This window comes from Stenotrophomonas sp. STK17_22 (assembly GCF_051983905.1).
Classification (GTDB): domain Bacteria; phylum Pseudomonadota; class Gammaproteobacteria; order Xanthomonadales; family Xanthomonadaceae; genus Stenotrophomonas; species Stenotrophomonas maltophilia_A.
In genome coordinates this window covers 4,361,689-4,387,699 of record NZ_CP197010.1, presented here as the reverse complement: position 1 = coordinate 4,387,699, position 26,011 = coordinate 4,361,689, and the positions used below count along the sequence as shown (strand labels likewise).

The 26,011-nt window shown below is 66.9% G+C and carries 24 protein-coding genes; 8 read left to right on the top strand and 16 right to left on the bottom strand.

Annotated features, from left to right (window positions below):
* Positions 1-14: 14 nt before the first annotated feature.
* Together ACSYS9_RS20450 and ACSYS9_RS20445 are read left to right on the top strand one after the other, a co-directional pair.
* Positions 15-1,097 carry an HlyD family secretion protein gene (locus tag ACSYS9_RS20450; protein WP_071229625.1) on the top strand — a complete coding sequence of 361 codons (1,083 nt, stop codon included), beginning with the start codon at positions 15-17 and terminating at the stop codon, positions 1,095-1,097.
* Positions 1,094-2,506 carry an efflux transporter outer membrane subunit gene (locus ACSYS9_RS20445; RefSeq protein ID WP_071229626.1) on the top strand — a complete coding sequence of 471 codons (1,413 nt, stop codon included), beginning with the start codon at positions 1,094-1,096 and terminating at the stop codon, positions 2,504-2,506. Before ACSYS9_RS20450 ends, ACSYS9_RS20445 begins: the two co-directional genes overlap by 4 nt.
* Before the next feature lie 144 nt (positions 2,507-2,650).
* On the opposite strand, the gene ACSYS9_RS20440 is transcribed toward ACSYS9_RS20445, so the two are convergent.
* The 6 genes from ACSYS9_RS20440 to ACSYS9_RS20415 all read right to left on the bottom strand — a co-directional run bounded on the left by ACSYS9_RS20440 (position 2,651) and on the right by ACSYS9_RS20415 (position 8,237).
* Complete coding sequence (locus ACSYS9_RS20440) at positions 2,651-3,214, bottom strand: DUF3916 domain-containing protein (protein WP_081352368.1); 564 nt, start codon at positions 3,212-3,214, stop codon at positions 2,651-2,653.
* Between the two features lie 245 nt (positions 3,215-3,459).
* The gene (locus ACSYS9_RS20435; protein WP_005414449.1) at positions 3,460-3,798 is read right to left on the bottom strand and encodes a hypothetical protein; all 339 of its coding nucleotides are present in this window, start codon (positions 3,796-3,798) and stop codon (positions 3,460-3,462) included.
* A gap of 77 nt (positions 3,799-3,875) precedes the next feature.
* The gene (locus ACSYS9_RS20430) at positions 3,876-4,817 is read right to left on the bottom strand and encodes a DegV family protein (protein ID WP_032129875.1); all 942 of its coding nucleotides are present in this window, start codon (positions 4,815-4,817) and stop codon (positions 3,876-3,878) included.
* Positions 4,818-4,912: 95 nt separating this feature from the next.
* On the bottom strand, positions 4,913-5,545 hold the full coding sequence (locus tag ACSYS9_RS20425) for a 2-hydroxychromene-2-carboxylate isomerase (protein WP_071229635.1): 633 nt from the start codon (positions 5,543-5,545) through the stop codon (positions 4,913-4,915).
* Positions 5,546-5,565: 20 nt separating this feature from the next.
* Positions 5,566-6,828 carry an amidohydrolase family protein gene (locus ACSYS9_RS20420; protein WP_071229627.1) on the bottom strand — a complete coding sequence of 421 codons (1,263 nt, stop codon included), beginning with the start codon at positions 6,826-6,828 and terminating at the stop codon, positions 5,566-5,568.
* Positions 6,828-8,237 (bottom strand): amidohydrolase, encoded by a 1,410-nt coding sequence (locus ACSYS9_RS20415; protein ID WP_071229628.1) that lies wholly within the window; start codon positions 8,235-8,237, stop codon positions 6,828-6,830. The genes ACSYS9_RS20420 and ACSYS9_RS20415 overlap by 1 nt, the downstream gene beginning before the upstream one ends.
* A 152-nt stretch (positions 8,238-8,389) precedes the next feature.
* Here ACSYS9_RS20415 and ACSYS9_RS20410 point away from each other — a divergent pair, with 152 nt between their 5' ends.
* Both ACSYS9_RS20410 and ACSYS9_RS20405 read left to right on the top strand, forming a co-directional pair.
* Positions 8,390-9,166 (top strand): AMP nucleosidase, encoded by a 777-nt coding sequence (locus tag ACSYS9_RS20410; RefSeq protein ID WP_005414446.1) that lies wholly within the window; start codon positions 8,390-8,392, stop codon positions 9,164-9,166.
* A 43-nt stretch (positions 9,167-9,209) separates the two neighbouring features.
* Positions 9,210-9,749: a DUF924 family protein gene (locus ACSYS9_RS20405; RefSeq protein ID WP_071229629.1), complete on the top strand. Its 540-nt coding sequence runs from the start codon at positions 9,210-9,212 to the stop codon at positions 9,747-9,749.
* A gap of 77 nt (positions 9,750-9,826) precedes the next feature.
* On the opposite strand, the gene grxD is transcribed toward ACSYS9_RS20405, so the two are convergent.
* A complete protein-coding gene (gene grxD, locus ACSYS9_RS20400) occupies positions 9,827-10,753 on the bottom strand; it encodes a Grx4 family monothiol glutaredoxin (RefSeq protein ID WP_032129871.1) in 927 nt (308 codons plus the stop codon).
* A gap of 59 nt (positions 10,754-10,812) precedes the next feature.
* Here grxD and ACSYS9_RS20395 point away from each other — a divergent pair, with 59 nt between their 5' ends.
* Positions 10,813-11,592 carry a polysaccharide deacetylase family protein gene (locus ACSYS9_RS20395; RefSeq protein ID WP_071229630.1) on the top strand — a complete coding sequence of 260 codons (780 nt, stop codon included), beginning with the start codon at positions 10,813-10,815 and terminating at the stop codon, positions 11,590-11,592.
* Positions 11,593-11,660: 68 nt separating this feature from the next.
* On the opposite strand, the gene ACSYS9_RS20390 is transcribed toward ACSYS9_RS20395, so the two are convergent.
* The 3 genes from ACSYS9_RS20390 to ACSYS9_RS20380 are packed head-to-tail and all read right to left on the bottom strand — an operon-like array spanning position 11,661 to position 14,277.
* Positions 11,661-12,377 carry a class I SAM-dependent methyltransferase gene (locus tag ACSYS9_RS20390; RefSeq protein ID WP_071229631.1) on the bottom strand — a complete coding sequence of 239 codons (717 nt, stop codon included), beginning with the start codon at positions 12,375-12,377 and terminating at the stop codon, positions 11,661-11,663.
* Positions 12,378-12,381: 4 nt separating this feature from the next.
* Positions 12,382-12,999, bottom strand: a complete 618-nt coding sequence (locus ACSYS9_RS20385) for an SGNH/GDSL hydrolase family protein (RefSeq protein WP_071229632.1) — start codon at positions 12,997-12,999, stop codon at positions 12,382-12,384.
* A gap of 3 nt (positions 13,000-13,002) precedes the next feature.
* The gene (locus ACSYS9_RS20380; RefSeq protein WP_032129867.1) at positions 13,003-14,277 is read right to left on the bottom strand and encodes a pyridoxal phosphate-dependent aminotransferase; all 1,275 of its coding nucleotides are present in this window, start codon (positions 14,275-14,277) and stop codon (positions 13,003-13,005) included.
* A 114-nt stretch (positions 14,278-14,391) separates the two neighbouring features.
* On the opposite strand from ACSYS9_RS20380, the gene rsgA reads away from it, so the two are divergent.
* The 3 genes from rsgA (at position 14,392) to ACSYS9_RS20365 (ending at position 18,540) form a co-directional block, all read left to right on the top strand.
* Positions 14,392-15,501, top strand: a complete 1,110-nt coding sequence (rsgA, locus tag ACSYS9_RS20375; protein ID WP_032129866.1) for a ribosome small subunit-dependent GTPase A — start codon at positions 14,392-14,394, stop codon at positions 15,499-15,501.
* A gap of 227 nt (positions 15,502-15,728) precedes the next feature.
* On the top strand, positions 15,729-16,982 hold the full coding sequence (locus ACSYS9_RS20370) for a flavohemoglobin expression-modulating QEGLA motif protein (protein WP_049421798.1): 1,254 nt from the start codon (positions 15,729-15,731) through the stop codon (positions 16,980-16,982).
* 643 nt (positions 16,983-17,625) lie between these two features.
* A complete protein-coding gene (locus ACSYS9_RS20365) occupies positions 17,626-18,540 on the top strand; it encodes an IS110 family transposase (RefSeq protein ID WP_440568482.1) in 915 nt (304 codons plus the stop codon).
* A gap of 187 nt (positions 18,541-18,727) precedes the next feature.
* On the opposite strand, the gene ACSYS9_RS20360 is transcribed toward ACSYS9_RS20365, so the two are convergent.
* The 6 genes from ACSYS9_RS20360 to ACSYS9_RS20335 form a co-directional block, all read right to left on the bottom strand.
* Positions 18,728-21,025, bottom strand: coding sequence for a TonB-dependent receptor (locus ACSYS9_RS20360; protein WP_071228130.1), 2,298 nt, complete (start codon positions 21,023-21,025; stop codon positions 18,728-18,730).
* Between the two features lie 160 nt (positions 21,026-21,185).
* Positions 21,186-21,728, bottom strand: a complete 543-nt coding sequence (locus tag ACSYS9_RS20355; RefSeq protein ID WP_071228131.1) for a hypothetical protein — start codon at positions 21,726-21,728, stop codon at positions 21,186-21,188.
* Positions 21,703-22,323, bottom strand: a complete 621-nt coding sequence (locus ACSYS9_RS20350) for a hypothetical protein (RefSeq protein ID WP_065426815.1) — start codon at positions 22,321-22,323, stop codon at positions 21,703-21,705. The genes ACSYS9_RS20355 and ACSYS9_RS20350 overlap by 26 nt, the downstream gene beginning before the upstream one ends.
* 182 nt (positions 22,324-22,505) lie before the next feature.
* Positions 22,506-23,246, bottom strand: a complete 741-nt coding sequence (gene phbB / locus ACSYS9_RS20345) for an acetoacetyl-CoA reductase (RefSeq protein WP_071228132.1) — start codon at positions 23,244-23,246, stop codon at positions 22,506-22,508.
* A gap of 24 nt (positions 23,247-23,270) precedes the next feature.
* Complete coding sequence (locus ACSYS9_RS20340) at positions 23,271-24,599, bottom strand: CitMHS family transporter (RefSeq protein WP_125895106.1); 1,329 nt, start codon at positions 24,597-24,599, stop codon at positions 23,271-23,273.
* 75 nt (positions 24,600-24,674) lie between these two features.
* Positions 24,675-25,814, bottom strand: coding sequence for an OprO/OprP family phosphate-selective porin (locus ACSYS9_RS20335; protein ID WP_071228133.1), 1,140 nt, complete (start codon positions 25,812-25,814; stop codon positions 24,675-24,677).
* Positions 25,815-26,011: the final 197 nt, after the last annotated feature.

Genomic DNA, 26,011 nt, shown 5'->3' with positions numbered 1-26,011 from the left:
GCAGGAACCCCCTCATGACGATCAATCGAACCACTCTCAATACCGGCCTGGGCCTGGGCGTGCTGGCCCTGGCCATCGGTGCCTGGCTGCTGCTGCGCGACGGCGGTCACCAGACCACCAACAATGCCTATGTCGTGGCCGACTACACGCTGGTTGCGCCGAAGATTCCCGGCTTTGTCAGTGCCGTGGAAGTAGAGGACAACCAGTCGGTGAAGGCTGGCGACGTGCTTGCCCGCATCGACGACCGCGACTACCAGGTGGCCCTGCAGGCGGCCCGTGCCGACCTCGCCAACGCCCGTGCACAGCTGGCCAACGCGCAGGCCGCACTGGCCCAGCAGGACTCGCTGATCGAACAGGCCAGGGCCAGTGTCGATGTCAGCCGTTCCGAACTGACCCTGGCCAGTGCCGACCAGCAGCGTTACCGCGAACTGGCCCGTGACGGCGCCGGTACCGTGCAGAACGCGCAGCAGGCGCAGTCGAAGCAGGCCGTGGCCAGTGCGCATCTGCAGCAGGGCCAGGCCGCGCTGTCGACCGCACGCCAGCGCACCGACATCCTCAGCGCGGGCGTGCAGGCTGCACAGGCGGCGGTGCAGCGTGCGGAAGCGGCGCAGGCGCGCGCCGAACTGGATCTGTCGCACACCGTGCTGCGCGCACCGATCGATGGCATGGTCGGTCGCCGCGCGGTGCGCGTGGGTGCCTACCTGACGCCGGGTACGCCGGTGGCCGCGGTGGTGCCGCTGAAGCGCGCCTTCGTGGTCGCCAACTTCCAGGAAACGCAGATGACCCGCATGCAGGCCGGCCAGCAGGTCGAACTGAAGGTGGACGTATTCCCGGGCAAGCCGCTGCGCGGGCACATCGACAGCATTGCACCAGCCACCGGCGTCACCTTTGCTGCAGTCGCACCAGAGAACGCCACCGGCAACTTCACCAAGGTGGTGCAGCGCATTCCGGTGAAGATCGTGCTGGAGCCGGGCCAGCCGCTGCTGGACCAGCTGCGTGCCGGCATGTCGGTGGAAGCCAGCGTTGACCTGGGCGGCCGCGCGCGCGCGCAGAGCGTGCAGCACAGTCCGGGCCACAAGAGCGGGGAGGGCGCATGAGCGCAGTCACCGTGTTCCGCACCTTCGTTGCGGCCAGCCTGTGCACGGCCTTGGCTGCCTGCACGATGGGGCCGGACTTCGTACGCCCGCAGGCGGAACTGCCCAGCCACTGGCAGGGTGAGGCCGTCGCCGGCAACGCCATCGACCAGGACGCGGCCTGGTGGGCCGGTTTCGACGATCCGCTGCTGGGGCAGCTGGCCAACCAGGTGCTGGCGGCCAACCTGGACCTGCAGCTGGCGGCCAACCGCGTGCAGCAGAGCCGTGCTGCACGCGGCATCACCGCCGCCGATCGCCTGCCCAGCGTCAGCGCGAGCGCCAGTGGCGTGCGTGCACGCAACAGCGAGGTGGGCCTGAATGATCCGTCCGGCAACGGCGGCCGTGATGACTACGGGCTGTTCCAGGCCGGTATCGGCCTGAGCTGGGAACTGGACCTGTGGGGCCGCGTGCGGCGGCAGGTGGAAGCGGCCGACGCGCGCGTGCAGATCGCCGAGGAGGATGCACATGCAGTGCGCATCGCGCTGCTGGCGGAAACCGCGCGTGATTACCTGCAGCTGCGCGCGACGCGGCAGCTGCTGGCGATCACCGAGGATAACCTCAGCATCGCCCACGACATCAAACGCCTGACCGAAGCACGCCAACGCCAGGGTGTGGCCAGCACGCTGCAGGTGTCCAGCGCGGCCGCGCAGGTGGCATCGCTGCAGGCACGCATCGCGCCGTTGCAGCATCGCGAATCGCAGCTGCGCAATGCGCTGGCGTTCCTGCTGGCGCAGCCGCCGCAGGCGCTGGACGCGCAGCTGCAGGATGCACGCCGTGACTGGCCGGCGTTGCCGGCCGTAGCGGTGGGGCTGCCCAGTGAACTGGCCGAGCGTCGCCCGGACATCCGTCGTGCCGAAGCGGCACTGCATGCGGCAACGGCAGGCATCGGCGTGGCCAAGGCCAGTTTCCTGCCGCGCATCACCTTGAATGGCGACGCCGGCTTCCAGGCCAAGCAGCTGGATGATCTGGATGGCTGGAACGCGCACCGTTTCAGCATCGGTCCGTCGATCAGCCTACCGATCTTCCAGGGCGGACGGCTGAAGGCCAATCTCGCGCTGAGCAGGCTGCAGCAGCAACAGTCGGCCCTGCAGTTCCGCCGTACCGTGCTGCAGGCATGGCACGAAGTGGATGATGCCATGGATGGCTACAGTGCCGAGCAGCAGCGCACGGTGCAGCTGCACGTGGCGGTGGATGAGAGCGAGACGGCACTGGGGGCGGCGCGCCGGCAGTACCAGGCCGGCGTGGTCGACATGCTGGACGTGCTGACCACCCAGCGCATCGCACTGGACAACCAGGCCGCGCTGGCCAACAGCCAGGCCACCGCCGCGATCGCGCGTGTAGAGCTGTACCGCGCGCTGGGTGGAGGCTGGTAGCGATAGGGAAACGCCGGGCCATGCCCGGCGGTTCGTCGGTAGTTGCCAACCTTGGTCGGCAGTTCTTTTGGAGCGCCAACCAAGGGTGGCGTCTACCAGAGCCCGTCGTGCGCCGGGCCACGTGCTGTGGACCCGGTGGACGCATCAACACCGGTCCGCTACCTCGCCGTAAAACCAGTATTCCTGTTCCAGACCGTCATCGTGGTCGGTGGGAGGAATGCTGACCTGCACACCTCGCTCCTCAACGCCTTGGGGTAGGACGAGCTGCCATTCGGCGGAAAGACTGCGCGAGGTGATGGCGGTGACCTGGCCATCCGCTGTCGAGGCGACGTGGCCCTGGAAGTACGCTTCGTCCAGGTAAAGGCAAATCTCGCTGGAGAACATCCCTGGCTGGGCGATGCAGCAGGTTACCCGCACAGTAGCTTGTGAAGCGGGCCGCGACTGGATCAGATTTGCGCAGGCGCTGATGAGCGATTGGGCGCAGGCACGCTGGATTCTCAGGGTGGTGGCCGGGCCTTCGATCAGACCGGCTCGGGTCGGAACCTTGTAGTTCCAGTAGCGAGCTTGACTGCCCAACTCCTCTGGCGAGGGAAACGCACCACTGAAGCAGTCAGCCCAATGCTGCAGGTCGCGTAGTCGGCGTGGGGCATCGCGCAGCTTCTTCTCGCCGCGCGTACCCGGCCGGGTGATGGCATCTCTGTTTCTCATTCCCACAGTGTGCCAGCCACATGCGCGGCGGGTTGGAAAGCGCCAACCGAGGTTGGCATCTACCGGAGCAGCCCTCGGAAGCGCCGGGCCATGTCCGGCGGCGCGTCAGTAGTGGCCAACCTTGGTTGGCAGCCGTTTGTGCAAGCGCCAACCAAGGTTGGCGTCTACCAGAGCATGGTCATCGGCACCGGGTCGATCACGACACGGGCACGGTAGCGCCGGGCCATGCCCGGCGGGCGGGTGCCTCAACGCACGTCGCGCAGTTCCCAGTGGCTGCCGGCCAGCAGGCGCAGGCGCTGCTTGAACACGTCACTGTCGATGCGGGTGGTGGCGACCAGGTTGATGCGCAGGTCCTTCTGCTCGCCGGTCACGGTGGCATCCGGATCGGTCACGCCCCACTGCGGTTCCACCGCGTCCGGGTCAGGCTGCTTGGCCTTCCAGCGCTCGAACAGCGTGCCGCTGCGCAGGGCGTCCTGCAGCTCTTCGGCGAAACCGGCGGCGCCCTGCGAATGGAAGGACAGGTCAGGATCGTTGCCGCGGGCCTTGGACGGGTCGGGCAGGCTGATGTGGTACTGCGCAGGCATGGAGTTCTCCTTGAAGTGCGGGAAGACTGGCATAACCGCGGTGGAATCGATGTGCAGATCCGCGCCGCGTCGGGGCCTCACTCGAACCGATGCGGCCCATCGGCGAAGCCCACGGTGACCGCGCCCTTGCCGACGTTGACCATGCCGGTCAGGCTCATCACCGATTCGTACACGGTCACGCCATGGGTGGCGCAGACCTCTTTCAGCTGTGCATAGCCGGGCAGGGTGCGCAGTTCTTCCAGCTCACCGCCGTAGCTGACGCACACCGTCGGTGTCATCAGCCCGGCGCGTACGCGCTGGCCAACTACCGCGAACAGCTTCTGCACGGCGTTGTCGAAGCCCTTGATCTTGGCCACCGGTCCGGTCTCGCCGCGGTAACCGTGCAGCACCGGCTTGATGTCCAGCGCACTGCCCAGCGCCGCGCTGAGCAGGCCGACGCTGCGGTCGCCCTTGTGCCGCGCACGCGCGCGCATGTAGTACAGGTCACGGGTGACCATGTAGCCGTGCACGTTGCTGGCCAGCTCCTCCAGCCGCTCGCGGATCTGCTGCACGCTGGCGTTGCTGTCGCGCAGGCGCACCGCTTCCACTGCGGTCACCGCCTGCGCGGCGAACAGGTTCTGGGTGTCGAGCACGCGCAGCGCGAACGGCGAGTTGTAACCCGCTGCCTGCCGCACCGGCTTGTAGTCGTTGAGGATGGCGAAGCTGGCCTGCAGCGCGTTGTCATGGATCGGGCTGCGGGTCTTGGTGATGGTCATGCAGAACACGTGGTCGTAATCGATCACCAACTGCTGCAGGAACAGGTCGCGGATCTGGTTGACGCTGAAGGGGATGGTTTCCGCTTCAGCACCGTGTTCGGCCACGTGCGCGTGCAGGAAGCTCAGTGTGGCCTGTTCATCGCGATGATCGGCCAGCACCGCTTCGCCGATGCGTACGGTGATCGGCAGCAGCACGATGTTGTGGGTGGCGATGAAGTCCGGCGGCAGGTCGCAGGCCGAGTCGACGACGATTCCGATGCGCATCCGCGGCTCCCCCTCCAGGGCGGTTGTAGGTTCGGAAACGTGAAATCTATCTCAAATCCCAGCCAGGCGCGCGAGGGAAACGCGCCACGCCCTGTTCAGCGACTGCGCTGCACCGCCACCGGCAGGGTGGCCAGGCGCAGCCATTCGGGCTGCCGCAGCAGGTCAGGATCGGCCAGAACGGCAGCCATCAGCGGGTGCGCGTCGTTGCCCCAGAACAGCTCCTCATCGATAGCCAGGGTCGGCACACCGAACACCCCGGCGCCAATTGCGGCCTCGGTGTTACGGCGCAGCTGCTCCTTCACCGCCGGGTCGGCGATGGCGCTGGCGACATCGTCAATACCCAGCTGTGCGGCCGGTTCGCGCAGGGCGTCAGGGCTGTCGGCCGCGTTGCCGTCGCGCCAGATCCAGTCGAACAGGACGTCCACCGCCTGCACGCTGGCACCGGCGGCCAGGCACAGGCGCAGGGCGGGCAGCGGGTTGAACGGATGGCCGGGCGGGAATCGCAGCGGTGTGCCCTCGGCCTGCGCGGTCCACAACAGCTGGCGGTAGATGAAGCGGCGCTTGGCCGGAATCTCGGCCGGCCCGAGGTTGCCCAGGTGATGCAGCACCGCACCGAAGGCGATCGGCACGGTCTGGATCTGCGCGAACTGCGGCAGCTGCTTCAGCTTCTGCCAGTGCAGGTAGGAGTAGGGCGAGATGAGGTCGAAGTACCAGCGCAGTATCGCCATCGGTGTGTCCTCGTGTGCGGTCATGGCTGCGCGTTGCGCTGCAGGTAGCGGTCACGCAGTTCGGTCTGGCGCGAGCGCATCGGCATCGCACGGCCGCCCAGCCAGACCTGCTCGGCATAGTGCGCCACGTCCAGCGGATCGCCCTCCCACAGCACCAGGTCGGCGCGCTTGCCGGGCTCGATGCTGCCGATCTGGTCGGCCACGCCGAACGCCTGTGCGGGTACCCGGGTCAGCCCGGCCAGACCGTCAGCCCAAGGCAGGCCGTTGGCCACTGCATTGCCAGCCAGCTGGCGCATCTTGCGCGCGTTGTGGGTGGCGTCGCCGCGCTGCACGAAGGAAACCGCCACGCCGGCACGCTGCAGGCGCGCGGTGCTTTCCAGGGTGGCGCCGATCTGGTCGAAGCTGGCCGGCAGGTTGGCCAGCACGTCAACGAACACCGGCACCTGTGCGGCGGCCAGCTCCGGCGCGACCTGCCAGGCTTCGCTGGCGCCGGCGATGGCGATCTTCACTTTCTCGCGGGCGGCCCAGCGCAGCAGCTGGCGGATATCGGCGGCACGGTCCACTTCCACCACGATGCGGCCCTGGCCGGCCAGGTAGCGGCTGAGCGTGCGGCGCCCGGCCGGGGTCAGCAATGCATGCGGCGAGTCCGCAGCCACCTGGCCACGCGCCTCGTCGATCATCTGCTGCAGCAGCATCCACTGTGCGGCACGCGAATGGCCGGTCAGTTCTGAGGCCGCTGCGCCGATGCGCAGGAACAGGGCACGCGGGCCGATCGGATCGGTGCTGCCATCGAGCCGCATCACGCCGCCCTGGCCGGCCACGAAACCACCGCCGGTGGCAGCGCCCAGCGCGGTGAAGCCGATGCCTTCCAGGCGCGTGACCGGAATCAGCACTGAGGCCGGGTTGTAGGCGAGGGTGACGTCGAATTCCGGGCGCAGTGGCTGCTCACCGAGCTTCAACGAACTGTCCACCGTGCTCGATTCACCGGAAACTTCTTCGATGCCAGTCTCGGTGATGCCACCGAACAGTGCCGGTGTCAGGGGACGGCCATTGGCCTCGACCACGCTGGCGCCGGCCGGCGCCGACAGGCCGTTGCCCACCGCGCGGATGATGCCGCCCTGCACCAGCACATCGGCGTTCTGCAGGCTGCCACGTGCGCTGGCGGTGTGCACCGTTGCGTTGCGCACCAGCAGGTCCTGCGCCGAGGCTGCGGTTGTCATCAACAACAGCGCAACCAAGGTAGCGCCGGGCCATGCCCGGCGACGCTTGCTCAACACGCCCATCAGCGCACCTCCTGGCCAAGCTGGAAATCGGAACGCGGCGTCGCTGCCGGTGCACTGCGGTCGTACAACCTGCGGCCATCAATGAAGACCTGCTCGGCCAGCGCATACGAACTGAAGGGGTTGCCGTTCCAGACCACCACGTCGGCCATCTTGCCGGCCTCCAGGGTGCCGGTCTGGCCTTCAATGCCCAGCGCCTTGGCGGCGTTGGCGGTCATCCAGGTGATGGCGTGTTCGGGCGTGATCTCCGGCATGCGCGCGCGGCGCGCGGACGCCATCACCTTGGCTGCTTCCTGGTTCAGGCGCTGGATGCCCTCGGGTGAATCGGAGTGGACGATGGCGCAGCTGTTCTTCGGCCGGTCGACCAGCGCGATGTTCTCCGGAATGCCGTCGAAGGCTTCCATCTTGAAGCCCCACCAGTCGGCCCACAGCGCACCGCAGACGCCGTCGGCGGCCAGCCGGTCGGCCAGCTTGTAGGCCTCCACGCCGTGGTGGAAGGCGGCTACCTTGAAGCCGAATTCCTTGGCCAGATCGAGCATGGTGGCCATCTCGTCGGCGCGGTAGCAGTGGATGTGCACGCGGATGTCGCCTTCGATCGCACCGGCCAGCGTGTCCAGCTTGAGATCGCGCTTGCCGCCGGCATCACCGGCGCTGTCGCCCTTGTCGCTGCCGAACCAGCCCTTGCGCTTGGCCGGCTTCGGCTTGTTCTTGGCGATGTAGTCGGCGGCATCGATGAAGGCGGCGCGGTAGCCGGCCACGTTGCCCATGCGCGTGACGGGGGCAACGCCCTTGCCTTCGCCATAGACGCGCTTGGGGTTCTCGCCGCAGGCCATCTTCAGGCCCCAGGGCGCACCGGGGAACTTCATCGCCTGGTAGGTCACCGCGGGTACGTTCTTGAGGGTCACGCCGCGGCCACCCACCAGATTGGCCGAGCCCGGCAGCACCTGCATGCTGGTCACGCCGCCGGCCAGCGCGGTGGCGAAGCCCGGGTCCTGCGGCCACACCGAGTGCTCGGCCCAGACGTTGGCGGTGACCGGTGCGGTCATCTCGTTGCCGTCGCTGTGCGCGCCGACGCCGGGGCTGGGGTACACGCCCAGGTGCGAGTGCACGTCGATCAGGCCAGGGGTGACCCACTTGCCCTGCGCATCGATGCGGGTGACACCGGCATCGGACTGCAGCTGGCGGCCGACGGCGACGATGCGGCCCTCGCGCAGCAGCACGTCGGCATTGTCCAGGCGCTGGCCGGTGCCGGTCAGCACGGTGGCGTTCTGGATCAGCACCGGCGCATCGGGATGCGCCTGGTAGGTGCTGGGGTAGGGATCGGCGACGAAGCGCGAGGCGCCCACCGCCGGAGCCGTGCTCAATGAAAGCAGTGCCAGGGCTACCCCAGCGCGCAACAACGTCGATGCCATGCAGTTCCCCTTGCAGCCTGGTCCAACCGTCGACGCTAGCCCGGAGGCGGCGGGCTTGCCAAGTGACCTTCTTCACAGGCCTGCCGACGGTGGCTCGACGGCACCGGCCGGGTGGCTGAAAATACCCGGTCCCCCGCCGTACCGGACTGCCCATGAAGAGCAAGCAGGAAATCGTCGACAACTGGCTGCCGCGCTATACCGGCGTACCGCTGGACCAGTTCGGCCAGCACATTCTGCTGACCAACTTCGGCGGCTACCTGCATACGTTTTCCGAGCTGACCGGCGCGCCGGTCATCGGCCTGGACCGGCCGATGGCCAGTGCCACCATCGATGGCATCACCATGATCAACTTCGGCATGGGCAGTCCCAATGCCGCGATCATCATGGACCTGCTGTCGGCGGTGATGCCCAAGGCGGTGCTGTTCCTGGGCAAGTGCGGTGGTCTCAAGCGCAAGAACCAGCTGGGCGACCTGGTGCTGCCGATCGCGGCGATCCGTGGCGAGGGTACCTCGGGCGACTACCTGCCGCCGGAAGTACCGGCGCTGCCGGCCTTCGCGCTTCAGCGTGCGGTTTCGACCATGATCCGCGACCTCGGCCACGATTACTGGACCGGCACCGTCTACACCACCAACCGCCGGGTCTGGGAGCACGACGAGGCCTTCAAGGAGCGGCTGCGGGCGATGCGCTGCATGGCCATCGACATGGAAACGGCCACGGTGTTTGCCGCCGGCTTCGCCAACCACATCCCCAGCGGCGCGCTGCTGCTGGTTTCGGACCAGCCGATGATCCCGGACGGGGTCAAGACCGAGGCCTCCGATGCCAAGGTCAGCTCCCAGTTCGTGGAAAACCATATCCAGATCGGCATCGAGGCGCTTAAGCTTATCCGGCGCAACGGCAAGTCGGTCCGCCACCTGCGCTTCGACGAATGATGATGAAGGCCGGGCGCGGGGCGTCCGGGCTTGGGAGTAGGTAATGGACGTTGCCGCGCAAGTGGTGGAATTCTGGAAGGAGGCGGGCCCTGCGAAGTGGTTCGCCCGCGACGACGCGTTCGACGCGCAGTTCCGCCAGTTGTTTCTGGATGAGCATTTCGCCGCCGCTTCGCGCGGGCGCGAGCATTGGCTGGGCAGTGCCGAAGGGGCGCTGGCCCTGATGCTGCTGCTGGACCAGTTCCCGCGCAACTGCTTCAGGGGCACTGCCCATTCCTACGCCACCGATGGCCTGGCCCGGCATTACGCCATGCGTGCCATCGAGGAGGGCCTGGACCTGCAGCTGGTGCCGAAGCTGCGCGCCTTCATCTACCTGCCGTTCGAGCACTCCGAGGATCCGCTGGACCAGGACCGCTCGGTGGCGATGTTCGACGTGCTGGGTGACAAGGAATACCTGGAGTACGCCGAACTGCACCGCGACATCATCCGCCGTTTCGGGCGCTTCCCGCATCGCAACGCCGTGCTGGGCCGCATCCCCACGCCGGAAGAACTGGATTACCTGGCCGAAGGCGGGTTCGCCGGCTAAGAAAAAGGGGACGGAGGGGATTAAGTCGTTTTTGCCACAAACGACTTAATTCCCTCCGTCCCCTTTTTCAGTACCGATCAGTACTTCGGCACGCCGTTGTCGACGTCTTCCGACCAGGCGTTGATGCCGCCGGTGACGTTGAACACCTTGGTGAAGCCGAGGGCGCGGAACTGCTCGGCGGCCTGCGCGCTGCGGCCACCGTGGTGGCACATGAAGGCCAGCGCGGTGTCCTTCGGCAGGGCTTCCAGCGCGGCGCGGCCGTTGCCGTCGAAGCTCTTGAACGGCACGCCCACGGCGGCAATTTCACGCTCGTCGGCCGGGCGCACGTCCACCAGGGTGATGTTGCCGGCACGCACCAGGTCGTCGGCGTCGCGCACGCTGATTTCCTGCACCGGCTTGGGCGCGTTCGGGTTGTCGATCGCCAGGCCCTTGCCGCGGATGTCGTCCACCCAGTCGATGGTGATGCCGTTGGCGCGACGCGCGCTGGCCAGGTCGAACTGCACGCGCAGGCCGTTGGACTCGGCGGCAATCGCGCCTTCGTCGTGCGGGGCCAGCTGGAAGTTCGGCTGGAAACCGGCGTCGATGGACAGCTGCAGGGCAGCGCCTGGAGCATCGGCCAGCGCGCCCTTGAGCATTTCCACGGCGGCAGGAGTGACGGTGATGCTCGGCGGGGTACGGTCCGGCGCAGCCAGGCCCAGCACGCTGCTCAGCTCGCCGCTGGCGGCCATCTGCAGCACGATGTCGCTGCCGCCGACCAGTTCGCCGTCGATGTACAGCTGCGGGATGGTCGGCCAGTCGCCGTAGGCCTTGATGCCTTCACGGATTTCCTGGTCGGCCAGCACGTTGACGTGGGCGAACTCGACGCCGAGGTCCTGCAGGGCGCCCACGGCCTTGGCCGAGAAGCCGCACTGCGGCATCGACGGCTGGCCCTTCATGAACAGCACGACGCGGTTGGCGTTGAGGATGGATTCGATGCGCGAACGCAGGGCGGGATCGAGGGACATGGACGTCGGGTTTCCGGGAATTCGAATCATCAATTCTAACCCCCATGGCATCATGGGGGATGAGCAACGCAGGAACATTGCATCGCATCCCGGCCCGCCCCTGGCGCTGGCTGCCCTGGCTGGTGGCGTCGCAGCTGGTCGTGATCCTGGTCTGGGCCCTGGACGGCTGGCATTGGGGTCTGCCGCTGATGGTGGCCAGCCACGCATTGTTCATGGTGCCGGTGTTCCTGCCCAACAGCCGCTTCTATGCGCCGGTGCTGAGCCGACTGCCGGAGGCCGGCAACACGGTATGGCTGACCATCGATGACGGCCCCGGTCCGGAAACCCGCGCCGTGCTCGACCTGCTGGACCGCCACCAGGCACGCGCCACCTTCTTCCTGGTGGGCGAACGTGCGCTGGCGCAGCCGGAACTGGTCGCCGAGATCCTGCGCCGTGGCCACGACCTGGGCAATCACAGCCACAGCCATCCGCAGGCACGCTTCTGGCGGCTGGGCCCGGCGGCGATGCGCGCCGAGATCGAGGGCTGCCAGCATGCCCTGCAGGCGGTAAGCGGCCAGCCGGTGCGCTGGTACCGCTCGGTGGTGGGCATGACCAATCCGTTCGTGGCGCCGGTGCTGCAGCGGTTGGGGCTGGTCCGGGTGGGCTGGAGTGCGCGCGGCTTCGACGGCATCGACTGCACGGCGCAGGGCGTGCTCGATCGGCTGCTGCCCGACCTGCGCCCGGGCGCCATCGTGCTGCTGCACGAAGGTGCCGCCCATGGGCACAACCTGGTGATCATCGAGCGCGTGCTGCAGGCGCTGCACGAGCGCGGGCTGAAGGCGCAGCTGCCGGCCGGATAACCGGTAGCGCCGGGCCATGCCCGGCGAGCGCAGCGGCATGGATGGAATCCGCCGGGCATGGCCCCGCGCTACCGGATGCGGTGCGCCACCAGCAGCCAGCTGTTGAACGGGGTACGCCCGTGCAGCGGCCGGGGCGACGTCACCTGCAATCCGGCCTCGATCAATGTCGCCTGCAACACCTGCGGATCGGGATAGTGGCGCGGTCGTGTGCCCATCCAGCCGATCAGCCAGGCCAGCCGGTCGGCCACCCGCGTGGTGCGGTCGCGGCCATCGCCGGTGGCCAGCGGTGTACGCAGCAACAGGCGGCCGCCGTGGGCCACCTGTGCGCTGGCCGCGCGCAGCAGTGCCTGCTGTGGGCCCGCGTCCAGGTACTGCAGCACGTCCAGCAGCAGGACGTGCCCGGCCTGCGCCGGCAGCGGCGCCTGCACATCCAGGCAATCGAAGCGCACGTCATGCAGGTCGGCGGCAGCACGCTGCGCGCGGGTGATCTTGCCGGCATCCACGTCCACGCCAAGGTAGCGCTGGGTACCGCCGCGCTGGCGCAGTACATGGGCGAACAGGCCCAGCCCGCAGCCCAGGTCCAGCACCGGCTGCCCATCGTCAGGCAGATGCTGCAGCACGCCGTCGTACAGCGGATCGCTGCCGAGCTTGCCGCGGGTGTAGTAGTAGTCGCGGCGGCTGCCCCAGGCCTGCGCCGGGCGGAAGGCCTCGGCAATCAAGCGGGCCTGCGGGGCCGTCAGGGGAGTGCAGGGCAGGGGCGGGCCGTTCCGTGGCGTGCCGTCCATCGCCTCAGTCCGTGCCGCCGAGCAGGTGCGCGGCCACCGGAAGGGCGCGTGCGCTCCACAGCGCGTACATCCGCGCCGAAGGGTGCAGGCCATCCTCGGCGATCATCGTCGGGTCTTCGCCCTGTGCGCGGCTGATATCGGTGATGTCGACGAAGGCCACGCCCTGCTGGGTGCTGATCACCTCGGCTGCCGCGTTGAACTCGTCGGTCTCGATCTCGATCGCGGCCAGGTCGCGGCCACTGCCGGCGCCGAACGGGGTTGCGCCCCAATCGGGGAAGGACAGCACCAGCACGCGGCCGGCATCACCGCCAGCGAAACCGATGGCCCGCTGCAGCAGCGCCTGGAACTGGCTGCGGTATTCGTCCAGCGGACGCCCACGGTACTGGTTGTTGACGCCGATCAGCAGGCTGACGAAATCGAACGGCCCCTGCGGCGCGGCCGCATCGATGCCCGCATCGAGTTCGTCGGTGGTCCAGCCGGTAGTCGCAATGGTCTGCGGATCGGACAGCTCAGTGCCCTGTGCACGCAGCGCGGCAGCCAGCTGGTGCGGCCAGCGGCCTTCGACTGCAACCGCTTCACCGATGGTGTACGAATCGCCCAGCGCCAGGTAGGACAGGGTCACAGGTCAGGCCACCGAACGGCGCGGCTTCAGCGGCACGACCTTGGTCGCGTCCTCGGCACGGCGGGCCAGGGCACGGTCAATGCGCGCGAATACATCGCGCATCACCGAGGCTTCCGGCATCAGGGTCACGCGGAAATGGTGGCGGTAGGGCACGTTGAAGCTCGAGCCCGGCACCACCAGCACGCCCTCGTTGTTCATCAGGTCCAGCGCGAAGTTGTGGTCGTCGAAGCCCTTCGCCGCAGCGCCGACCACGGCCGGGAACGCGTACAGCGCACCGGCCGGCGCGACCAGCGACAGGTGTTCGCTGGCTTCGCAGGCTTCGATCACCGCACGGCGGGTTTCGTACAGGCGGCCGCCCGGCGTGCACAGCTCGGAAATGGTGTCCGGGCCGTTCACCGCTGCCTCGATGGCGTACTGGCCCGGCACGTTGGCGCACAGGCGCAGCGCACCGAGCAGGTCCAGCGCCGCGCGGAAGTCACCCAGGCGGGCATCATCGCCGCTGAGGTGGGCCCAGCCCACGCGCCAGCCGCAGGCGCGGTGCACCTTGCTCAGGCCGCTGAAGGTCAGGCACGGATGATCACCGGCCAGCGGTGCGACCGGCTGGAACACCGCGTCGTCGTACAGGATCTGGTCGTAGATCTCATCAACCAGCAACAGCAGGTTGTGGCGGCGCGCGATCTCCACCACGCGCTCCAGCAGTTCGCGTGGGTAGCTGGCGCCGCTGGGGTTGTTCGGGTTGATCAGCACGATGGCGCGGGTGCGCGAGGACACCAGCGTCTCGATCTCGCTCGGGTCCGGCTGGAAGCCGTTCTCCGGTGCGCAGCGGTAGTACACCGGGCGGCCATCGTTGAGGATGGTCGAGGCCGACCACAGCGGGTAGTCGGGCGAGGGCACCAGCACTTCGTCGCCGGGATTGAGCAGCGCACGCAGCGACAGGTCGATCAGTTCGCTGACGCCATTGCCGAGGAAGACGCGGTCCGGGTGCGCATCGGGCGCGCCACGGCGGGCGTAGTAGCTGGCGATGGCTTCACGCGCGACCGGCAGGCCCTGCTGGTGCGTGTAGGGGTCGGTGCGGCCCATGTCGTCGGCGATCGCACGCTGAAGGTGCTCCGGCGCGCGGAAACCGAAGGCGCCGGGATTGCCGATGTTGAGCTTGATCAGCTTGCGGCCCTGCGCCTCCAGCTCCCGGGCTCGCCGCGCCAGTTCTCCGCGGATTTCGTAGCGCACTTCGGAAAGGCGCTCGCGGATGGCCAGGGGCTTGGGCGAGTTGGTGGACATGGGAGCTGGGCCGTCAAAAGGCATGGGGCTTCCATCCTACCGGAATTGCTGCAATGCATGGCAAGGGCTCCGGGCCCGTCATTGCTGGGCTGGCAGGGCGCCGGCACAGGTAGAATGGCGGCGATGACCCAGACCCCCGATTTCATCGCCCTGCAGACCATTGGCTGGCCCTGGCCGGGCCCGGCGCAGCAGGCCGACTGGCAGGCCGCGATGGCCGCACATCCGCAGGCCCGCCCGGCACGGGTGATCGAACAGCACCGCACCCATTACGTGGTGGCCGATGGCCCGGATGCGTCGATCAAGGCCGAGTCGCTGCCGGAATGGCAGCGACCGCGCTTCCCCAGCCATGAACGGCCAGCGGTGGGTGACTGGGTGCTGCTCGATGGCATCCGCATCGTCGCCCTGCTGCCGCGGCGTACCGCGATCAAGCGCGGTGCGGCCGGCGAGCATTACCACCAGCAGGTGATCGCCGCCAACATCGATACGGTGTTCATCGTCTGTGGCCTGGATGCCGACTTCAATCCGCGCCGCATCGAGCGCTACCTGCTGCTGGTCGGTGGTGGTGGTGCAGAACCGGTAGTGGTGCTGACCAAGGCCGACCAGACCGAGTACAGCGAGGATGCGCTGGCGGTGCTGGAAGAGCTGGAGATGCAGGGCATCGCGCTGCATGCGATCAACGGCCTGGATGCCGACAGCGTGGCGGTGCTGCAGCCGTGGCTGGGCCCGGGCCGCACGGTGGTGCTGGTCGGTTCCTCCGGTGCCGGCAAGTCCACGCTGACCAACACCCTGCTCGGCGAGCAGCGGATGAAGACCAACGCAGTGCGCGCCAACGATTCGCGTGGACGCCACACCACCACGCACCGCGCGCTGATGCCGCTGCCGACCGGCGCCTGCCTGATCGACACCCCCGGCATGCGCGAGCTGAAGCCGACCGGCGAAGAGACCCTGTCCGAGGGTGGGTTCGCGGACATCGAAGCGCTGGCCGCACAGTGCCGTTTCAACGACTGCAAGCACCAGCAGGAGCCGGGCTGTGCCGTGCGTGCAGCGATCGAGGCTGGCGAGATTGAAGAGAGCCGGCTGCTGAACTACTTCAAGCTGAAGGAAGAAGTGGCCGCCGCTGCCGCCAAGCTGGCAGTACGCCAGGCCGAGACCGCGCAGGAACGCGGTGGCAAGAAGGGCAAGGGCCAGCAGTTCCGCCCGGCAGGCAAGCCGCGCAGGCGTTGATCGGTATCGCGGGGTCGGATCCCATTGCACCGCAATGGGCTCTGCCCCCTGCAATGAACCTGCGTCTGCCTGCTTCGGGTGGGTGCCAACTGCCCGCTCCTGGTAGGTGCCAACCTTGGTTGGCACGGATGTATCCGAAGTCCGCCTTCGGCGGATGCCAATCAAGGTTGGCACCTACCCGATCCATTGCACCTACCAACGTGCGGGCAGGGCGCTATAGTCCGCGCATGGAACCGACTGCGACGCTGGACCGTGACGTGGCCCACCATGCAGCGCTCGATGCGCGCCTGGTCGAGGCCGTGGGAGGCATCCGCCTGCTGGGCCTGACCAGCTGGCCAGCCACGGTGCAGGCACCGTTCCTGGACAGCGTAGCGCGCGGCCAGCCGGTACTGCCGAAGGTGGACTACCCGGAGCTGGACTTCAGCGAAGAACGCCGCGCGCTGGCCGCGATCGCCGCCGACTGTGACGACAGCCATCCGCTGGGCCACTACGTGCGGCAGTCGGCACAGAGCTGGGACCTGGCCGCACAGCTGCTGGAAGGGCTGGGCACCGCCGCCGTCGATACCTGTTCGGTGCAGCTGTTTGGCGCACCCGAGCAGCCGCTGCCGGGCAATGGCCCGAGCACGCGCGAAGCGGCGCGCCACTTCATCCAGATTGCCGCCGAACTGGACCACGAACTGCTGGCGCCGGAAGAGCAGGTGCCAGTGTCGGCCATCGCCCTGCAGCTGCAGCTGCAGAACGACCTGGATGCCTTCTTCGAATCGCGCATCATCCAGGTACAGCTCGACCCGGAACTGGTGTCCAAAGCAGCTGCCGGCCCGACCCGCATCCGCCTGCGCACCAGTGCGCGCTTCAGTGCCTACGACCGCGCGCAGCTGTTCCACCACGAAGCGCTGGTGCATTCGCTGACTGCATTGAACGGCCGCGAACAGCCGGTGCTGCCGAGCCTGGCATTGTCTTCGCCGCGGGTGACCGCGACACAGGAAGGCCTGGCCACGTTCGCCGAGCAGATCACTGGCAGCATCGACATCGAGCGCCTGAAGCGCATCAGCCTGCGTACCGAAGCGATTGCGATGGCCCGCGAAGGTGCTGATTTCATCGAAGTGTTCCGCTATTTCTGCGATGCCGGGCAGAACGCGGAAGAGAGTTTCGCTTCGGCGCAGCGCGTGTTCCGTGGGGTACCGCCGAGTGGCGGCCTGGCCTTCACCAAGGACACGGTGTACCTGCGCGGCCTGGTGTCGGTGCACACCTTCTTCCGCCACATGCTGGCCGAGGACCGCCTGCAGGTCTGCCGTTGGTTGTTCGCGGGCAAGATGAGCCTGACCGATGCGATCGCGTTCGCGCCGTTGTTCGATGCGGGGGTGCTGAAGCCGCCGCGCTGGCTGCCGCACTGGATGAGCCGGGCGAACGGCCTGGCCGGCATGCTGGCGTTCTCGCTGTTCGCCAACCGGATACGGATGGACCAGCTGGCGCCGGAATGAAATGCGTTGGCGGACCCGCCAGCGCCTGCCTGCTATCGGTGGGGAGGAGGCGGGGCACCCTGGCCAGGACACGCAAAAGCCCCTCCATGGTGCTCGATGGCGCCTTGCTCGCGTGCGCTGTCCTGCGCACACGGCAAGACCGGGGTTGAGCGTCCTGCCCAACCCGCCAGTCGCATGCGACTGGCCCATGGCGCCAACGGTCCTGACCAGGGTGCCCCGCCTCCTCCAGACAGTTTCCTGCGGGCGCGGTAGCAGGTCCACCAGAGGGATTGCGCTTGAAAAGCAAAGAGCCGGGCAATGCCCGGCTCTTTGCTTTTGCTTTTCATTGCCTCCGCGCCGGCGCAGGAAATTGTCGAGCGCGGTGGGACGGGCCGAGGCAGGACCGTGAGGCGCATGGATGCGCCGACCGAGCCTTATCTGATCGGAATCTGGCAGCGTAGGCGTCGAGAGCCGGCGTGGGCCGCCGTGCGAGCCTAGATCTCGACGATCCGTAACCAGGATCGCGACGATCGCCATGTAGCTTGGCGCCCACGCCGGAATCTCCCTTGATCCGCCCGAACAGTTGCTTGAGCGACCACTCGAAGCGATAAGACTGGGCAAGCGGGGGAGCTCTCGACCCTTCCAGACTATACGGAGTCAGGTGATGAACGGGATCGGGATTGATGTCAGCAAGCGTCAGCTGGATATCGGTACGACGGACGGAGAAACCCTGCAGGTCAGCAACAACCGCTCCGGGTTTTCTGAGCTGGATGTTTGGCTGAAGAAGCGTCCGACCCGCCAGATCGTGCTTGAAGCCACGGGTGGCTATGAGCAGCCGGTGCTGGATTTCCTGCACAAGGCCGGTCATCCGGTGGCCCGTGCCAATGCCTTGCGCGCCCGGAAACTGGCTCAGGGGTTGGGTCAGATTGCCAAAACCGACCGTTTGGATGCCTACGCGTTGGCGCAGATGGCCGCCCTGGTGAAGCTGCCTCCCTATCAGCCGCTGCAGTCTTGGCAGCAGAAGATGCGGGAGTTCGTTCGGGCACGTCGGCAGGCGATGGACGCCCTGACCATCGCGCGGCAGCAGCAGGAAATGGTGCTTGATCGTGAACTGCGCCGACTACTGCAGGGCAACATCACCCGCCTACAAACGTTGGTTGAGCGTCTGGGCAAGCAGATCGTCGAGCAGGTTGGTCAGCAGCCTCAACTGAAGATGCTGAAGTCGATAAAGGGCGTAGGGCCTGTGCTGCAGGCAGTTCTAGCCAGCTATCTGCCAGAGCTTGGCAGGATCACTGGCAAGCGCATCGCCAGCCTGGTCGGGGTAGCCCCGATGTCCCACGACAACGGCACGATGAGAGGAAAACGAAGCATCCACGGTGGAAGAGCCGAAATCCGGCAAGTGCTCTACATGGCGGCAATGTCGGCCATGCGGCATGAACCTCGGCTGCGCGATTTTTACCAGTCGCTACGAGCCCGCGGCAAGGAAGGCAAGGTGGCCATCGTGGCAGTGATGCGGAAGATGCTGGTCATCCTCAACGCCCGTGTGCGCGACGCTAAAAGCGGGGTAGTCCCCGCCTGAGGCGAGCCAGGGCGAAAGACCAAAGGCTGCCGGCCAGCGGCCGGCACTAACGTGCCCGTTTACCTGACGGGCCTGAGACTCTCCAGCAACACAGTTGCTACAGGGACGTACTTGCAGCGTGTCCTGCCTCGGCCCGTCCCACCTCGCCCCGCTGCGGTACTGATGCGCCGCAGCGCCCGCTTCTGACTTAGAACTCCGCCGCCACCGTCATGAACAACTGCCGCGGCGCGCTCGCGTGGATCGCATAGCGCTTGCCCTCCGGATCAGTCGGTGCGAACGAACTCAGCTGGCCGGCATAGCGCTTGTTGGTCAGGTTGGTCGCATTCAACGACACCCGCACATTGCGCAGGCCCAGGCCCGGGCCGAAATCGTAGCCCGCACCGGCGTCGAAGGTGGTCACGCCCGGCACCGACTGGTCGTTGGTGTAGGTGTAGTAGCGCTTGCCGGTGTACTTGGCACGCAGGCTGGCGAAGAAGCCATCGCGGTTCCAGCTGATTTCACTGGAGGCCATGCGCTGCGGCGTATCCACCGTGATCTTGCCAGCCACCGGCACCACAGCGCCGCCGGACAGGTAGTCGTCCTCGTAGGTGGTCTTGTTCCAGGACAGCGCGTTGTACCACTGCAGGCCATCGATCGGCTTGAGAATGAAGGTCAGTTCCGCGCCGTAGCTCTTCACCGAACCGACGTTGATGAAGCGCGTCACGCACTCCGGACGCGTGCCGACTTCGATGCTCGAGCACGGGTTCAGCGACAGCAGGCGGTTGTCGAACTTCACGTTGTAGCCCGCGATCGACGCCTGGTACTTCTCACCGAAAGTACGGAAGCCGGCTTCCAGGCTCTTGGACTTCTCCGGCTCCAGCCCGGCGCTGGCCGCGAACGATTCTGGCGACACCTGCAGCGGGCCGCCGCTGCCCCCACCGACGAAGGCGGCGATGTTCTCGGCGTAGGAGGCGAACAGCTCGTTGTTGGCGTTGAGCTTGAAGCCCAGGCCCAGCTGCGGCAGCACCGATTCCTTGGCGGTCAGCGTGCCCGAGGCGATGCTGGTTTCCACGCCGGGGTTGGCGGTGGCGCGCATGCGGGTGTTCGGGCTCTTGATGCCCACGTCCACGGTCAGGCGCTGGTCCAGGAAGCGCATGCGGTCCTGCACGTAGAACTGGCGCGTGCGGATGTCGAAGTCCTGGTTGAACAGCAGGCGGTCCGGGTTCTTCAGGTACAGGTCGTCCAGGAACGGGCCGCTGATGTAGTAGAAGTTGCGCGACACGTTATGGTCGTTCTGCTCGTACCACAGGCCGGCTTCCAGTTCGTGGATGCCCACCGTCCACGACAGCGCGGCGGTCAGGCCATCGCGGTTGATCGTGTAGTTGGTGCTGCGGATCGAGATCGGCAGCATCTTGTCGGTGCCGGGGTAGGACGGCTGGCCCGGTGCCCACCAGTGGCCCTGGCCACGGTTGTCGTGGTGATAGGCCAGCAGCTTCAGGCGCCCCTGCTCACCCAGGCGCAGGTCGGCATCCACCGAGTACAGGTTGTCGTCACGCAGTGCACGGCTCTGGTAGTAGGCGTCGTCGATGCTGGTGACGCCACCGCTGAACCTGCACTTGCTGCGGTCCAGAGTGCCCGGCGCGCAGTACGCAGCAGCCACGGCTCGATCCCAGTCCGGTGCGTAGATGTTCCAGTCATAGCCCAGGCCGCGGGCCAGCATGTCCTTGGACAGGTAGGCGTAGTTGGCCTGGCTGGCGCGCGAGGTGGCCACGAACGCACCGAAACGATGGTCGCCCACGTTCCACACCGCCTTGGCGTTGAACTGGCGAGTGGTCTGGTTCTGGTACGGCGCAGCCCACATGTCCTGGTCCTGGTGCACGCCGGACACGTAGGCCGAGAAGCCGTTGATGTCGCCGGTATCCACGCGCAGGTAGCCACGGCGCTGGCTGTTGTCGCCAACGGTGACGCTGGCGCGACCGCCGAATTCGGTGGACGGGTCCATCGAGAAGTACTGGATGGTGCCGCCCAGGTTGCTGGTCGAGGCCACGCCCAGCGAACCGATGCCCTGCGACAGCTCGGCACCGGCCAGGTTCTCGGCGATGATCGCGCGGGCGATGCTCAGGCCGTTGTAGTTGCCGTAGCTGTTGTCGCCCAGCGGGATGCCGTCCAGCGTGTAGCCCAGGCGGCTCTTGTCGAAGCCACGCAGGCTGATGGTCTGCGATTCCTCGTTGGCACCGAAGGCGTCGTTGGACTGCACCGACACGCCCGGCAGGCGATCGAGGATCTTCTGGCCGCTGGTGCCCGGCGGCAGCACCTGCTTGTCGACGGCGGTGATGCGCTGCACCTGGCGGGTCTCGCCCTGGCCGATCACGGAGACGGTATCCAGCGTCTGCGCGCTCAGCGCGGCATCGGTGCTGGCGCCGGTATCGGCGGCGGTGGCAGCATGGGCGCTGGCGGCGGCGGAAAGCGCGATCGCCACGGCGATCGTCAGGTGTCGGGTCTGCATGGTGGTCCGTTGCATTGGGGGTGGTCACCGGCACGGGTGCGCGGTGCATGGCCACTATGCGAACGGAACATGAAACCTTCTTTACTAAAAACCAACGAACGATGCAGGGCAGTGGTGCGTGTCCTGCAACATGTTCGTCATGGTGGTAGGCCGGTGGGAATCAGAAGCGCTCCCCAGGCCAGCTCAATTTGAGCTGGTCCATGCAGTCACGGTCATGTTCGGAGAATGAGAACCCGATCTGGATGCCGTTCAGTACCGTGCCGAACACCGTCGACTCGTCCAGGCTATGCCCTGACGGCACGGAAAGGACATTGAAGTCGGGGTAGCGACGACCCATCTGCTTTCGCGAGATGCAGGCGCCGCTCAGCCGCAGCGTAATGCCTTTGATGATTCGCCCCGACGCGTCGGTGTAGATCTGGCCAGAGGGCCCCTTGATCCTCCCAGCGACCGCGAATGGCGCCAGATCGATGGTGGCGCTGTCGCCCCGGCCCATTCTTGCCTCCGAACGCGAGCCGGCCGGAGCCAGGGGTGATAGCTGCGCGACAAGGTCAGAGCGTGACAGCTGCAAGGACCAGCGCTCCACGAGCCGCCAGGTTGCATCCGCCTCTTCCGCAGTGGCAGCGGACGTGGCTGCTGTTGCAGAACCGGCAACCAACAGGCTCAGGATCAGAAGAAGTTCAGGGACGGGCTGCGATCGCTTCATCGTAGATTCTTCCGTAGAAGTCGTTGTAGTTCTCGCCGGTGGTTGAAGTTACGTTGTTGTCGCAGAACAGCTTACCTACCTGCCGGTCCAGGTCTTCACCGCCGGCATCGGCCTGTGCGATGAGGCCAGGACCGTTGGACGCAGCTACGCCGATGTCGTAGTACCCCAGGCTGGTCACCAGAAGCTCACTGCGCGCGGTGAGGTTGTTGAGTACCGCTTTCCCCTCCATGGTGCAGAAGTGCTGGATGAACGCACCTCGGGTGCTCAAGGCGATACCTTCGAAATACAGTGCGTGTCCCACTTCATGGGCAATGGCTGCGATCCGGAAGTAATAGCCTGCAATGTCGGAGGAATCGCAGTCGAAGGACTGGATGTAGATCCGGATGGGATCGCGATTGGTATAGGACGCGGGAGCCCAGGCGAAGGTCCACTCCGGATGGCCGGTGATCTGCGCGTCGAGCGTGGGCGCGCCTGGGATCAGCCAGTCGGGGCAGCCCAGGCCCGTGATCACCCGCATGGGCGGGGGCTCCGCGCGGGTCGGTGTCGCCAGCAGCGTAGTGGCGACCACGAGAAGCGCAATCAGCAATGCACGCATGCCAACCTCCTTGATCCGCGATTCCAGCCGTTCATCCATCGGGCTCGGCGAGCGCTGGCAGGTATAGCACCGGTTCTGCCGATGTATCGGGAAGTGCGTCTCAGAAATGCAGAAACAAAAGGGGCCGGATCACCTTCACAACTGAAGGTGATCCGGCCCCCGCGCACTCCGTGGGGGAGGGCTTAGCCCATGTACAGACCACCGTTGACCGGATAGTCGGCACCGGTCACATACGAGGCTTCATCCGACGCCAGCCACGCGCACAGGCCGGCCACTTCATCGGGGCGGCCCAGGCGGCGCACTGGTACCGAGGCGGCCAGCCGGTCCAGCACATCCGGCGGGAAGCTGCTGATCGCCTGGCTGGCGATGTAGCCCGGCGACAGCGTGTTGACGGTGACCCCGCGTGAGGCCACTTCGGCGGCCAGCGCACGGCTGAAACCATGCATCGCGGCCTTGGCGGTGGCGTAGTTCACCTGGCCGATCTGGCCCTTGTGGGCGCTGACCGAACCGATGTTGATGATGCGGCCCCAGCCCCGCGTGGCCATGCCGTCCACCACCTGCTTGGTCAGGTTGAACAGCGCATTGAGGTTGGAGGCGATCACCGCGTTCCAGTCCTCCACCGTCATCTGCCGGAACAGCAGGTCGCGACTGCCACCGGAGTTGTTGACCAGCACGTCCACTTCACCGACTTCGGCGCGGACCTTGGCAAACGCCGCGCTGGTCGAGGCCCAGTCGGTCGCGTTGCCTTCGGAGGCGATGAAGTCGAAGCCCTGTTCGCGCTGCTCGCGCAGCCAGTTGGCCTTGCGCGGTGAGTTCGGCGCGCAACCGGCGACCACGGTGTGGCCGCTGCGGGCCAGGCTCTGGCAGATGGCAGTACCGACACTGCCCATGCCGCTGGTGACGTAAGCGATTCGAAGCGTCATTGCAGAAGGCTCCTTGGTAAGGGGTCAGGCCGCGAGCGGGTACAGGCCGAACAGCAGGCTGCCGACCATCAGCAGCATCGAGATGGCGATGGCCCACTTCAGGGTGAACTTCTGGTGATCGGCGAACTCGACCTTGGCCAGGCCAACCAGCAGGTAGGTGGACGGCACCAGCGGGCTGAGCAGGTGCACCGGCTGACCGGCCAGCGAGGCGCGCGCCATTTCCACCGGGGTGATGCCGTAGTTGCCGGCGGCTTCGGACAGGATCGGCAGCACACCGAAGTAGAACGCGTCGTTGGACATGAAGAAGGTGAACGGCATCGACGCCACCGCCGTGATCACCGCCAGGTACGGCCCCCACGATTCCGGGATCACCGCCAGGAAGCTGTGCGACATCGCTTCGACCATGCCGGTGTTGTTGAGAATGCCGGTGAAGATGCCTGCAGCGAAGATCAGCGACACCACCGACAGCACGTTACCGGCGTGGTTGACCACGCGGCGGCGCTGCTCGGCCAGGTTCGGGTAGTTGATCACCAGGGCGATGGCGAAGCCGACCATGAACAGCACCGGCATCGGCAGCACGCCGATGATCAGCGCCGTCATCAGCGCCACGGTCAGGGCCAGGTTGACCCACAGCAGCTTCGGGCGCTTGATGTCCTCGGCGTCTTCCACGGTCGGCAGCGCATTGCTGTCGTCGGACACGCTGTTGTCCATCCAGCTGCCACCTTTGGGCAGGGTCACCACGCCCAGGCGACGGCGTTCCTTCAGGCCCAGGTACCAGGCCAGCAGCAGCACGCCGGCACAGGCGATCACCATCGACGGGATCAGCGGCACGAACACATCGGCCGGGTCCACGTGCAGCGCGGTGGCCGCGCGCGCGGTCGGGCCGCCCCACGGGGTCAGGTTCATCACGCCGCCGGCGAGGATGGTCACGCAGGTCATGTTCAGTGCGTTCATGCCCAGCCGCTGGTACAGCGGCAGCATCGCCGAGACGGTGATCATGTAGGTGGTCGAGCCATCACCGTCCAGCGAGATCAGCATCGCCAGCACGGCGGTGCCGAGCACGATCTTCATCGGATCGCCCTTCACGAAGCGCAGGATCACCCGCACCAGCGGATCGAACAGGCCGGCGTCGATCATCACCCCGAAGTAGAGGATGGCGAACATCAGCATCACACCGGTCGGCGCGATCTTCTTGATGCCCTCCAGCATCATCTCGTCGATGTTGGCGCCGAAGCCGCCGATCAGCGCGAACAGGATGGGGATGGTGATCAGGGCGACGAGCGGCGACAGGCGTTTGCTCATGATCAAGTACATGAACGTAATGACCATGCCAAAGCCGAGGATGCTCAGCATCATCTGCGGACTCCTTGCGGAAACAGGACGTGGGGGAGTGGAAGGGGCCCGGGCGGCGTGCCCGGAATGCCGGGCTTAGAAGTCGTACTGCAGGCGGCCGGTGACGGCGCGCGTGCGGTCCACCGTGACCCCGGCCAGGCGGTCGCGGTTGCGGCTTTCGATCACGTTGAGCATGAAGCGAAGGTTGTCGCGCAGGTACCAGTTGCCGCCCAGCGTCCACGCTTCGGTGCTGCCACGGCGCAGGTCGGGTGCACCGTCGAGGTGCTGCGCGCCCCACATCTGGTCGTAGCGCAATGCCACTTCGAAGGCACCGGCCTTGTGGCGGATGTCCTTCACCCGCGCGAAGCGACCGGTCTTGCGGTCATACGCGCGGCTTTCGCCGGTGACGAACCAGCTGAGCATGCCGTAGGCCGCCATCACGTCACCGCGCTGCGCGCCGTCATCGAAGGTGGCACCGCTGAATTCCCCCTGCCACGACAGCGGGCCGCGCACCTGCGCGTATTCCAGCGACCACTTGTTGACGTCGGTATCGCGGCCGGCGGAGAAGTCGACCAGGGTCAGGCGGCTCTCGTCGGACAGGTGGCCGGCCGGGCGCGGGCGGATGCGCAGGCCGGGCACGCCGTTGGCGCCCGGGTTGTCATAGGCCTCGCGGGCCAGCGACAGGCCCAGGTGCAGCACGTCGCCATCGCTGGGCGAGGGGGCCCAAGTGACGCGGCCACCGGCGGCGCGGCCCTTCACCTGCCAGGCGTCGATGCTCTCCAGGCTGTAGAGGCTGGCCGCCCAGGTGAAGTCCCCCGGGTTGGCCTGCCACGACGCACCCAGGCGGTACAGCGGCGCCAGCGTAGTACCGGCGTTGCCGCGCTCCAGGAAGCTGCCGTAGTTGGAGCTGGTGCGGTCATCCAGCGAGAAGTACTGCTTGAACTGGCCCACGGTCAGCTTGCCGGCCTTGCCGAAGCTGCGCGCCAGGTACACGTCCTTGGCCTCGACGCGGTCGCCGGAGAAGTCCGCTTCCAGCTTGTAGTCGACCACGAAGAACTTGCCGGACACGTCCAGCCAGGCGCGGCGGATCTCGGTGTCGTCCTTGTTCGGGGTGCCGCGGTTGTCGTTGTCGAAGGTGGCGAAGTCCAGGTGCAGGCGGCCACCGAGGCTGGCGGTGACCGGGCGGTCGTCTTCGGCGGCAAAGGCCGGCGCCGACAGTGCAGCCAAGGCCATCATGGCGGCAGGACGCCGCCAGGCAAACGTGAATTCCACAAACCCTCCCAGGTGCGCGCCAGGCGCGCGGCAATCGTGGGCACCGGACGGTGCGCGGCCGCAGTCTGGGTCGGGCAAGCTGTCATCGTCCTGTCAACGGTTTGTGCGGTGCAGCGTAAAAGCGGCCGCTGCGCTCCCTGGGCCACGCCCGGCAAGCGCGG

What these genes read in the sequence shown, in the direction of transcription:
- ACSYS9_RS20410 (WP_005414446.1), top strand. Translation starts at nt 8,390, where the DNA reads ATGAAGAGCAAGCAGGAAATCGTCGACAACTGGCTGCCGCGCTATACC.
- ACSYS9_RS20445 (WP_071229626.1), top strand. Translation starts at nt 1,094, where the DNA reads ATGAGCGCAGTCACCGTGTTCCGCACCTTCGTTGCGGCCAGCCTGTGC.
- rsgA (WP_032129866.1), top strand. Translation starts at nt 14,392, where the DNA reads ATGGCGGCGATGACCCAGACCCCCGATTTCATCGCCCTGCAGACCATT.
- ACSYS9_RS20370 (WP_049421798.1), top strand. Translation starts at nt 15,729, where the DNA reads ATGGAACCGACTGCGACGCTGGACCGTGACGTGGCCCACCATGCAGCG.
- ACSYS9_RS20335 (WP_071228133.1), bottom strand. Translation starts at nt 25,814, where the DNA reads ATGATGGCCTTGGCTGCACTGTCGGCGCCGGCCTTTGCCGCCGAAGAC.
- ACSYS9_RS20405 (WP_071229629.1), top strand. Translation starts at nt 9,210, where the DNA reads ATGGACGTTGCCGCGCAAGTGGTGGAATTCTGGAAGGAGGCGGGCCCT.
- ACSYS9_RS20415 (WP_071229628.1), bottom strand. Translation starts at nt 8,237, where the DNA reads ATGGCATCGACGTTGTTGCGCGCTGGGGTAGCCCTGGCACTGCTTTCA.
- ACSYS9_RS20425 (WP_071229635.1), bottom strand. Translation starts at nt 5,545, where the DNA reads ATGGCGATACTGCGCTGGTACTTCGACCTCATCTCGCCCTACTCCTAC.
- grxD (WP_032129871.1), bottom strand. Translation starts at nt 10,753, where the DNA reads ATGTCCCTCGATCCCGCCCTGCGTTCGCGCATCGAATCCATCCTCAAC.
- ACSYS9_RS20355 (WP_071228131.1), bottom strand. Translation starts at nt 21,728, where the DNA reads ATGAAGCGATCGCAGCCCGTCCCTGAACTTCTTCTGATCCTGAGCCTG.
- ACSYS9_RS20435 (WP_005414449.1), bottom strand. Translation starts at nt 3,798, where the DNA reads ATGCCTGCGCAGTACCACATCAGCCTGCCCGACCCGTCCAAGGCCCGC.
- ACSYS9_RS20350 (WP_065426815.1), bottom strand. Translation starts at nt 22,323, where the DNA reads ATGCGTGCATTGCTGATTGCGCTTCTCGTGGTCGCCACTACGCTGCTG.
- ACSYS9_RS20395 (WP_071229630.1), top strand. Translation starts at nt 10,813, where the DNA reads ATGAGCAACGCAGGAACATTGCATCGCATCCCGGCCCGCCCCTGGCGC.
- ACSYS9_RS20380 (WP_032129867.1), bottom strand. Translation starts at nt 14,277, where the DNA reads ATGTCCACCAACTCGCCCAAGCCCCTGGCCATCCGCGAGCGCCTTTCC.
- ACSYS9_RS20340 (WP_125895106.1), bottom strand. Translation starts at nt 24,599, where the DNA reads ATGCTGAGCATCCTCGGCTTTGGCATGGTCATTACGTTCATGTACTTG.
- ACSYS9_RS20365 (WP_440568482.1), top strand. Translation starts at nt 17,626, where the DNA reads ATGAACGGGATCGGGATTGATGTCAGCAAGCGTCAGCTGGATATCGGT.
- ACSYS9_RS20430 (WP_032129875.1), bottom strand. Translation starts at nt 4,817, where the DNA reads ATGCGCATCGGAATCGTCGTCGACTCGGCCTGCGACCTGCCGCCGGAC.
- ACSYS9_RS20450 (WP_071229625.1), top strand. Translation starts at nt 15, where the DNA reads ATGACGATCAATCGAACCACTCTCAATACCGGCCTGGGCCTGGGCGTG.
- ACSYS9_RS20440 (WP_081352368.1), bottom strand. Translation starts at nt 3,214, where the DNA reads ATGAGAAACAGAGATGCCATCACCCGGCCGGGTACGCGCGGCGAGAAG.
- ACSYS9_RS20420 (WP_071229627.1), bottom strand. Translation starts at nt 6,828, where the DNA reads ATGGGCGTGTTGAGCAAGCGTCGCCGGGCATGGCCCGGCGCTACCTTG.
- phbB (WP_071228132.1), bottom strand. Translation starts at nt 23,246, where the DNA reads ATGACGCTTCGAATCGCTTACGTCACCAGCGGCATGGGCAGTGTCGGT.
- ACSYS9_RS20390 (WP_071229631.1), bottom strand. Translation starts at nt 12,377, where the DNA reads ATGGACGGCACGCCACGGAACGGCCCGCCCCTGCCCTGCACTCCCCTG.
- ACSYS9_RS20360 (WP_071228130.1), bottom strand. Translation starts at nt 21,025, where the DNA reads ATGCAGACCCGACACCTGACGATCGCCGTGGCGATCGCGCTTTCCGCC.